Genomic DNA, 6,403 nt, shown 5'->3' with positions numbered 1-6,403 from the left:
GATAGTACCTCTTGCATGCTCCAGTGACTGGCCTCGTTTGGCTGGAGTTTAACCACCAGGTGGAAGTGGTTGGTCATAATGGCGTAGGCGCAGATATCGATAGCAAACAGCGATGCTAGCAAGCGAATGCGCTGCTCAATCCAGGCTCGGCGGTGCTCATAGTTCTCGCCAGTATCATAATCGACACCGCACAAATAAGCTCTGCGCACACAACGTGATACGACATGATAGTAAGGTGTCTCTTCGACGGCGATAAGGGCTTTGCGGGGTCTGGGCATATCGGGCCTCAAGCACTGTTTAAATATACAGCATTAAAATTAGTTGCTGAGCCCCTGACTGTCAAGATTTAGCTGGTCGTAATTGGAACCCCGCTTTGCTAGTGCTGCTTCTATGCCTGTCCAATTGCCGTTGTGCCTGTCCAATAGATTCCTGCTGTTGTGCCTGTCCAATAGCTTCCTTTGATGAATAACCGCCCGGGCGAGTCGATGATGTCTTTTGTTATGCCAAAAGAATTCACGCTGCAAACCACACCCAAGCCCACTAATCCGGATATTAAAGTCACTGAGCTTAAAAACTACAAGGTCGCGACAATTCAGTTTAGCGGCACACTAAGCAAAAGTAATGTAGCAAAACACACTAAAATCCTTAACGAATGGCTTAGTGCTAATGGCTACACAGCGCTGAGCGAGCCTGTTGAGGCGGGCTACAATGGCCCGCTCACCCTACCCATGCTGCGCCGCAATGAAGTGTTAATTGAAATACACTAACTGCTATTGAAACTCACTTGGCTTTAGCGTGGCAAACTCTGTCATACCAAAAGCCTCTAGTACAGCGGCATCAAATGGCACTGCATCAGCATTTTGTTTAGTCACACCAAAATCCAAACCGACCACACTACGAAATGGTCGGTTTCCTGCACTCATCTCAATAAGAGTAATAATTCTGTCTACCACTAACCCCGGATCAGTTGGCAATGTGGGATCCTTCAACATAGCTTCAAAGGTCTGAGCTAAGTTATCCAGCGTTTGCCTTGCCATTAGTGGATAACTGGCAACGCGCCCGTCAATATCTTGGGGTTGCGGGCTGCTACTAAACAGCTCAGTAGTAAAGGGGCCGGGTTCAACCAAAACCACGTCGACACCAGAGCTGGCCAGTTCGCCACGTAGAGCAAGACTATATCCCTCAAGCGCCCATTTACTGGCATGGTATACCCCGAAAAAGGGCGCACTTAACCTGCCGGCTACCGAGCTGATATTAATAAATAGCCCCCGGCCCTGCTGACGCATTGCTGGCAAAAACGCCCGGTTTACCCGATGCACACCGACCACATTAACATCCAGCTGTCGACTCAACTCATCAGCACTAAAGGATTCTGTAAACCCTATATACATCTGACCAGCATTGTTAATGACCACATCAGGCGCACCGCATTCATTGATAATAATAGCCGCTGCAGCATCAACTGAAACTGAGGACGTCACATCCAGCTCCAATACCTGTAAATTAATTTTTTCAGCTACTGCCAGCTGCCGCATTTCAGCGGCAATCTTTGCATTTTTACCCTCGGTACCTCGCATAGTGGCAAATACCCTATCGCCACGCCTGGCTAACTGCTCAGATACTTGCCTACCAAAGCCAGAGCTACAGCCTGTAATCACTACCGTTTTAGCATTACTTTTGTACATTGCAAAAACCCCCGCCTCAATCAGCCAACAAGTTAACAGCGTGCTTAAACTTAGTCGGCAAAATGCCTGCTGACAATGTGCTGCATAATAAAAGTAGAGTGACAGCCAAGATTTGCACGAAGCAGTATTTCCCGAGTGACACAAATTACGCCTATACTGCTAGTTTACTCTTGCTTGTCAGGACAATACGAATGGCTGTACATAGAAATGAACAGTTGGTATTTGCAGACGAAGCTGCAGAATCAAGCAATCCTCAGGAACAAGAACCCTGGAATATTCTGCTGGTTGACGACGAGCCGGATGTGCATACGGTTACCCGGTTAGCCTTAAAAGATTTATTATTTCAGCAGCGCCCGTTGGCTTTTGTTAGTGCTTACTCTGCCGCTGAAGCCATGACGCTGTTGCAACAACAACCGGAGTTTGCCGTAGCGCTGATTGATGTGGTGATGGAGAGCGATGACGCCGGCCTGATGCTGGTGCGGCATATTCGCGAAAACCTGCACAATAATAATATTCGATTAATTTTACGAACCGGCCAACCCGGTTATGCGCCTGAAATTGACAGCATCCGCCTGTATGACATTAATGACTATAAAACCAAGCCAGAACTCACCCGAGTAAGGTTATTTACCAGTATTACTATGGCTATACGTTCGTATGCACAAATTAAACAACTGGAAGCCAACCGCAATGGCCTGGAACACATTCTGGCGGCCAGCACTGCATTAGGCAAACCTGCCGGCATGAAAAAATTTGCTGACGGCATTGTCACCCAGTTATGTGCGTTGTTAAAAGTAACAGAAGAATGTTTAATTTGTGCAGTACTCAATAGCCCGGATGAACAACCCAAAGTACTGGCAGCTTCAGGTCGGTTTAGTTGTTGGATGGGCATTCCCCTTACCGAGGTACCCGATAAGCGCGTACGCCAACATTTAACGCAGGTACTAAAAGCTCAGCATCATGTGTTTGATAATGGCGTGGGCGTGTATTTTGCTGGCACCGACAATCAGGCGCTGGCAGCCTTTGTTGACTTACCCCGAGCGCTCACCGAGCTTGAGCAAGGTTTACTGCAAGTGTTTTGCAGTAACATTGCCGTAGCTTTTGAAAACCTGCAGCTGTATACCGCTATAGAACAATTGGCTTATATAGACCCTTTAGTCGGCTTACCAAACCGCAATGGCTTTATTGCTAAAATTGAACAACAAAGCAGCCAGTGTGCGCTGGAACCTCAAGCGGTTGCCCTGGTTGATTTAGATAATTTTTCCTACATTAACAGTGTGCTTGATGATGCCTTTGGCGATAAAATTCTCTGTGCTGTTGCGCAGCGGCTGCAAGCACAACTGGCTAATAGCACTTACATTGCCAGGGTTGGTGGAGACTTATTTGGCTTATTGGGCGCCGCCGCCGATCTGACCACGGAGCGCATTAGCGCGGTTTTTGCAGAACCCTTTGCCTTGCAGCACAATGAGCCATTGAGAATATCTGCCACCAGCGGTCTGATAGTGCTGCATCAACAACCCGGCAGTGCGGTAGAAATCCTTAAAAATGCCGGTGTCGCATTAAAACAGGCTAAACATTTTCAGCGCGGTAAAACCTTAGTATTTCAGACAGAGCTGGCAGAAGCCGCCAGAGACCGGATGCAGTTATTAAGCCGTTTACGCACCGCGTTTTCCATCGAGCGCTTACACCTGCATTATCAGCCCTTTGTGCGGTTAGCTGATAACGCCACGGTAGGCGCCGAGTGCTTATTACGCTGGAAAACCGACGATGGCAACTATATCCCACCCGATCGTTTTATTCCGCTGGCCGAGCAATCTGGCATGATGGTGGCGTTGGGTGATTGGGTGATCCGCAGTGCTTTGCGTTGGCGCGCCGGCCTGGCTGGACGTGTTGATGACAACTTTCGGGTAGCGATTAATGTGTCGCAAGTGCAATTTTGCGAACCGCAGTTTGTTGATAACCTCATTGAGCAAGTAAATGCCTGCGGCTTACAAGGGCACCATGTAGAAATTGAATTAACCGAGTCAGTGGCAGCAGATGATTTGGCCAATGTAAAACATAAACTACAACATTTACGCCAGCACGGGATACGCATAGCGATGGATGATTTTGGCACCGGTTACTCCTCGCTCAGTATCCTGCGTAGTTTACCGATTGACCGCTTAAAAATAGATCGTAGTTTTGTCAGTGGCGAGCAAGCCGATTTAGCAACTAATGGCATCGCCCAAACCATTATTGCCCTGGCAAGCCATATGCAACTCAAAACTATTGCTGAGGGCATCGAAACGGAACAACAACTGGCGGCACTGCTGCAAACAGGCTGCCAGGAAGGTCAGGGTTATTTATTTTCAAAGCCCTTGGATGAGCAACAATTTAGTGCCTGGCTGGTGCAATCTGCAGTCAGGCCTGGTTAAAGGACCCCTAGATGACAGCTGCGCTAAATACCCCACTCCCCTTACCAGTAGTAATTTTTATTAGCCTGTTGTTTATGCTTATTGTCTATTTATTGTATCGCCAGCGCCAACATTACATGCTGGTTCAACAACATCAGCGGTTAGAAACCGAATTACGGGCGCATAGGGACCAGTTCAGAACTCTGGTTAATAATATCCCTGGCATTACTTATCGCTGTTTATACGATGACAACTGGACCATGTTGTTTATCAGCACTCATGTTGATCATATTTCAGGCTATAGCGCTGAAGAGTTACTAAATAATAAGCAGATATCTTATGCCAAGCTCATTCTCCCTGAAGATGACAAGCGGGTAAGCATCGCCGTGCAAAACGCCATTAAACAAGGCCAATCCTGGGAGGTGGAGTACAGAGTACGGCATAAAAATGGCACCTTACGCTGGGCCTTTGAAAAAGGTCAGGCGGTCTATGATGAGCAAGGCAAAGTGAAATTTCTCGACGGTTTTATTCTGGATATGACTGATGAAAAAACGGCAAAAGCATCGCTACAACGCTTTGCCACGCTGGTGCGCCACAGCAACGATTCGATGTTTGTGGTTCGCCAGGGCATTATTATTGATTGCAATAATGCTGCCGTGCAGATGTTTCAAAAGCCCTACGAGGAGATTGTCGGGTTTTCCCCCGCTCAGATATCGCCGCCTTTACAAGACAATGGCGAAACCTCTGCAGCCTTAGCAGAGCAATATATTATCAAAGCCGCCAATGGCCCGCCGCAGCGCTTTGAATGGTGGCATCTGCGGGCGGATGGGAGCGTGTTTGATGCTGAGGTGGCGCTTAGTAGCTTTGAACAGGACGGTGAAGTGCTGGCCATTGGCATAGTGCGCGATATCACCGACATTAAGCGGCGGGAGCGCGAAATTATGGAGCTGAATACTTCTTTGGAGCAGCGTGTCAAGGAGCGGACCACTGAGCTGAGCACTACTCTGGAAAGCTTAAAGCGCACTCAATATGAATTACTGCAAAGTGAAAAGTTAGCCTCATTGGGCGCCCTGGTAGCCGGCGTGGCACATGAGCTCAATACTCCAATTGGCAATGCTGTTACCGTATCCAGTAGCTTAGTGGATGAACATCGTAAATTTGAGCAGTTACTGGCTCAGGGCTTAACACGCTCTGCGCTGCAGGCGTTTTTGCATGATGTGGAGCAAGGTAGTCGTATCATTGAGCGCAATTTAGTCCGGGCAGCTGAGCTTATTGGTGGTTTTAAACAATTAGCCGTTGATCAAACCAGTTATCAGCGCCGCCACTTTATGCTGGATGAAATAGTGCATGAAGTGACCTTAACGATCAGCCCCACTCTGCGCCGGGCCGCAGTTGTTTTGCATCAGTCGATACCAGTTGAACTGGCACTGGATAGTTTCCCTGGGCCACTTGGACAAGTGCTGTTAAATCTGATTAACAACGCTGTGGTGCATGCATATGAAAAGCAAAGCGATAAACAACTGTGGATTACCGGGGCCAGCGATAACGGCTGGATAACGCTCAACGTTCGGGATAATGGTGCTGGAATCGCCAAGGAACATTTAAAACGGATATTCGACCCCTTTTACACTACCCGCCTGGGCCAGGGGGGCTCGGGGTTGGGCTTACATATAACCTATACCCTTGTCACCGGTATTTTAGGTGGCCGCATAGAAGTAGCAAACAGCGAGTCCGGCGGCGCCAGTTTTACGCTGCACCTCCCCTTAACAGCACCAATGACCAGCCAGGTTACCCAGCAGCATGATGCTTAAGCAATGATCGACAGTGTATTTTAATTGCTGAAATGACGCTTGAGCAGCAAGCCGGCTTTGCCTACAATGGCGCTTATTCAATTCATAAAAGAAAATACCATGACTGACACCACAGCACGCCCAGACTTACCAGACCGCCTGGCGATAAATCCCCGCAGCCCGCACTATGTAGCCGCGATTTTTGAGCATGACATTGGCATCCGCCTTAACGGTAAAGAACGTTTTGATGTGGAAGAATATTGCATCAGCGAAGGCTGGGTAAAAATTGCCGCGACCAAAGCATTAGACCGCCATGGCCAACCGATGTTAATCAAAGTAAAAGGCAGCGTAGAAGCGTTTTACCGGTAATCTTGTCTGTTTTGCCTGTTCAAAAATGTTATCCCGACTGGGGTTGAGGTGGCAGAGCAAGATATGAACACTCTGCCACTTTAAGATGGCACAAACTATTACAGATTACCTGCGTCTTCAGTTAATTGTTTTTGCTTATTTTCCCAGCGCCGCTTGGCAAAACGGC

Annotated in this window: 5 protein-coding genes and 1 pseudogene; 4 read left to right on the top strand and 2 right to left on the bottom strand. The window is 48.1% G+C overall.

What is annotated here, in order from left to right; all coding sequences use genetic code 11:
• Positions 1-278, bottom strand: a pseudogene (locus tag V7D78_RS15445) (hypothetical protein); the annotation flags it as partial.
• A 183-nt stretch (positions 279-461) separates the two neighbouring features.
• Between V7D78_RS15445 and V7D78_RS15440 the strand changes: the two are divergent.
• Complete coding sequence (locus V7D78_RS15440; RefSeq protein WP_333609353.1) at positions 462-767, top strand: SOUL family heme-binding protein; 306 nt, start codon at positions 462-464, stop codon at positions 765-767.
• Positions 768-770: 3 nt separating this feature from the next.
• Here V7D78_RS15440 and V7D78_RS15435 read toward each other — a convergent pair whose 3' ends face one another.
• Positions 771-1,685: an SDR family oxidoreductase gene (locus V7D78_RS15435; RefSeq protein ID WP_333609352.1), complete on the bottom strand. Its 915-nt coding sequence runs from the start codon at positions 1,683-1,685 to the stop codon at positions 771-773.
• Between the two features lie 191 nt (positions 1,686-1,876).
• Here V7D78_RS15435 and V7D78_RS15430 point away from each other — a divergent pair, with 191 nt between their 5' ends.
• The 3 genes from V7D78_RS15430 to V7D78_RS15420 all read left to right on the top strand — a co-directional run bounded on the left by V7D78_RS15430 (position 1,877) and on the right by V7D78_RS15420 (position 6,237).
• A complete protein-coding gene (locus V7D78_RS15430) occupies positions 1,877-4,099 on the top strand; it encodes a bifunctional diguanylate cyclase/phosphodiesterase (protein WP_333609351.1) in 2,223 nt (740 codons plus the stop codon).
• A gap of 11 nt (positions 4,100-4,110) precedes the next feature.
• The gene (locus tag V7D78_RS15425; protein WP_333609350.1) at positions 4,111-5,889 is read left to right on the top strand and encodes a PAS domain-containing sensor histidine kinase; all 1,779 of its coding nucleotides are present in this window, start codon (positions 4,111-4,113) and stop codon (positions 5,887-5,889) included.
• A 99-nt stretch (positions 5,890-5,988) separates the two neighbouring features.
• Positions 5,989-6,237, top strand: a complete 249-nt coding sequence (locus V7D78_RS15420; protein WP_333609349.1) for a DUF3297 family protein — start codon at positions 5,989-5,991, stop codon at positions 6,235-6,237.
• Positions 6,238-6,403: the final 166 nt, after the last annotated feature.

The sequence above is a fragment of the Arsukibacterium sp. genome, from assembly GCF_036735525.1.
Classification (GTDB): Bacteria; Pseudomonadota; Gammaproteobacteria; order Enterobacterales; family Alteromonadaceae; genus Alishewanella.
The sequence above is the reverse complement of the archived record's forward strand: the minus strand, read 5'-3'. Positions and strand labels throughout refer to the sequence as shown.

Excerpts from the sequence above, each read along its gene's own strand:
- V7D78_RS15435 (WP_333609352.1), bottom strand. The coding sequence starts at position 1,685 with ATGTACAAAAGTAATGCTAAAACGGTAGTGATTACAGGCTGTAGCTCT.
- V7D78_RS15420 (WP_333609349.1), top strand. The coding sequence starts at position 5,989 with ATGACTGACACCACAGCACGCCCAGACTTACCAGACCGCCTGGCGATA.
- V7D78_RS15440 (WP_333609353.1), top strand. The coding sequence starts at position 462 with ATGAATAACCGCCCGGGCGAGTCGATGATGTCTTTTGTTATGCCAAAA.
- V7D78_RS15430 (WP_333609351.1), top strand. The coding sequence starts at position 1,877 with ATGGCTGTACATAGAAATGAACAGTTGGTATTTGCAGACGAAGCTGCA.
- V7D78_RS15425 (WP_333609350.1), top strand. The coding sequence starts at position 4,111 with ATGACAGCTGCGCTAAATACCCCACTCCCCTTACCAGTAGTAATTTTT.